Origin of the sequence: Rhodococcus sp. BL-253-APC-6A1W (genome assembly GCF_012843405.1) — a bacterium.
In the GTDB taxonomy this organism is placed as follows: domain Bacteria; phylum Actinomycetota; class Actinomycetes; order Mycobacteriales; family Mycobacteriaceae; genus Rhodococcus.
The window spans coordinates 1-2,391 of record NZ_JABAFB010000028.1 but is presented as its reverse complement, the minus strand read 5'-3'; the positions used below and the strand labels follow the sequence as shown (position 1 = coordinate 2,391).

The window sequence follows — 2,391 nt, the reverse complement described above, 5'->3', positions numbered from 1 at the left end:
GGGGGGGTGTCCCTATGTTCTCGTCAACCCTTGAGGCTGCGAGTCAGGATGCCTGCTCGGGTTGCTGACGGGTCACCCTGACGAGGTGTGCGCGCAGGGCATCGGCAACGATTCCGGGATTCTCGAGCATCGGAATGTGCCCGACCCCGGGCAGGGTCACTTCCTCCACATGGTCGGGCAGTTCGTCGATCAGCCGCTGCATGCACTCGTTCCTGGTGAGGAAGGTGTCGAACTCGGACATGATCAACGTGGTCGGCGCGGTGACCCGGTCGAGGTGTGCGAGTGGTCCATCCCGGAGAAACGCCAGTTGGATCGGCAGGTAGATGGGGCAGTGTGAGACCGCGCGGAGTACGTTGGCCGCGTCTTCGGGAGTGACGGCAGCCGTGTCCTTGCTGCAGTTTCGGATGATCGGGCGCTGGAAGCGCTCACGAGTAGCGACGCGATCACCGAACACGCGTGCAACCGCCGCCAGCGGAAATTGTGCGGCGAAACCCATCCCGAGACGGAACTCGGTTACCGAGAATCGCTTCCACCCTCCGCTGGGATTGATCGCGACGAGGGATCTCGCACGTCCTCGCCGCTCGAGTTCGAAGCCCACCTGACCTCCCAGGGAGTTTCCCGCGACGTGGCAGGTGTCCCAGCCGAGGTCATCGAGTTCACGTTCGATTCCGTCGGCGATCCCACGAACACCCAGATCGCGCACACGCAGGCGTGGCCCGCGCCAGTGCCCAGGCATAGTCATCGCCAGGACGTCGTAGTTGCTCGAGAGGTCGTCGACGACGCCGTGCCACACATGATGCGAGAGGGTGAATCCGTGTAGCAATAGCACAGGCTCACCAGCTCCAGATCGGTTCGCAGTGGTCACCGAGTCCCCCCATCTCCCTGTTCATCCCCTTTTAGCAGACCGGCCTGGAGGAGTCCAAGACTCGGAGTTTGCGCTGCTCAGAGTTTCCATTGTCATGCAGCTTCCGCTGATACAGGAGCTCGGTAGAGCGCCTTGTTCTTGAGCATGGCGTGCAGGACGTCGCAGCGGCGGCGAGCGAGGCAGATCAGGGCGGCGTTGTGCTTCTTGCCCTCGGCGCGTTTGCGGTCGTAGTAGGCGCGGCTGGTCGGGTCGTGCAGGGCGGCGAACGCGGACAGGAACAGCGCGCGTTTGAGTTTCCGGTTGCCCGAGCGGGCGGGGTGTTCGCCGCGGATCGACGATCCGGATCGGTGGGTGACCGGCGCGATGCCGGCGTAGGCGGCGAGGTGGCCGGCCGTCGCGAAGCCCGAGCCGTCACCGATCTCGATGAGGATGCGTGCAGCGGTCCTGACGCCGATGCCGGGCATCGAGGTCAGGACCTGGGAAAGAGGGTGATCGTCGAGCATCCTCTCGACATCGACGGCGATGCTCCGACGTTGCTGCATAACCTCTTTCAGGGAGTCGGCGAGTTTGGGCAACACGATCTCGGCGGCTTTGCTTCCGGGCACCGTCACGGTCTGCGCGTCCAGGGCAGCGAAGACCTCCTCGGCCAGCCGGGCACCCATGCGCGGTGCGTGTTTGACCGCGAGAGTGGTGATCCGACGCTTGCCGGCCTGCCGGATCCCGGCCGGGCCACCGAAACGGGACAGGATTTCCAGGACGGCCGGATGCGCCACTCGGGGACCGAGTGCCCGTTCGAGGGCGGGGTGGATCCCGGTGAGCAGGCCGCGGATGCGGTTGCTGATCCTGGTGGCCTCGCCGGCGAGGTCGTCGTCGAACCCGACGAGCACTCCGAGTTCGGTCAGGGTCTCGTCGCCGACGTCGACCCGGCGCAGCGTGTGGGGCATGGTGCGGGCGGTATCCGCGATGATGAACGCATCGCGGGCATCGGTTTTCGCCTGCCCAGGGTAGAGGTCGGCGACACGGCGCATGGACAGCCCCGGTAGATAGGCGACGTCGTGGCCGCAGGCGCGGGCGACGGTGACCGGCAGCGCGCCGATGGTGTTCGGTTGGTCGACGACCACCAGGATCGGCCCGTGCGCGGCCAGGTCCGCGAACACAGCTCGCAGTCGGGCCTCGTCGTTCGGTAGCGCCTTGTCGAACAGTCGGGCGCCGGCGGCGTCCAGTCCGACCGCGTGGTGTTCGCCTTTGCCCACGTCGATGCCGCAAAACACGGCGTAACTCGTGTCCATGAAGCAGTCTTTCGTCCGGCTCAACCGGTCGCCGATCCAGCATCGATACCCGGCACCCACGTTACAAAGAGACCTACCTCGAACCCGGCGGCCCTGTCCCTATCAGCGGTCCATCGATGCCACCAGGCCCGGCGACACCACCCCCCGGATCATTGGAGAGACAGGGGAAGAAAGTCATACCGAACCCGGCGACCGTGGCCCCGCGGCGCGGGACTACGAAGAAGGTAACGGGGGGCG

2 protein-coding genes are annotated in these 2,391 nt (G+C 65.8%); both read right to left on the bottom strand.

The features are described from left to right. Window positions 1-43 precede the first annotated feature (43 nt). Window positions 44-829, bottom strand: coding sequence for an alpha/beta hydrolase (locus tag HF877_RS21065; protein WP_229580827.1), 786 nt, complete (start codon window positions 827-829; stop codon window positions 44-46). Between the two features lie 128 nt (window positions 830-957). Then, a complete protein-coding gene (locus HF877_RS21060; protein WP_169623146.1) occupies window positions 958-2,154 on the bottom strand; it encodes an IS110 family transposase in 1,197 nt (398 codons plus the stop codon). Window positions 2,155-2,391 lie beyond the last annotated feature (237 nt).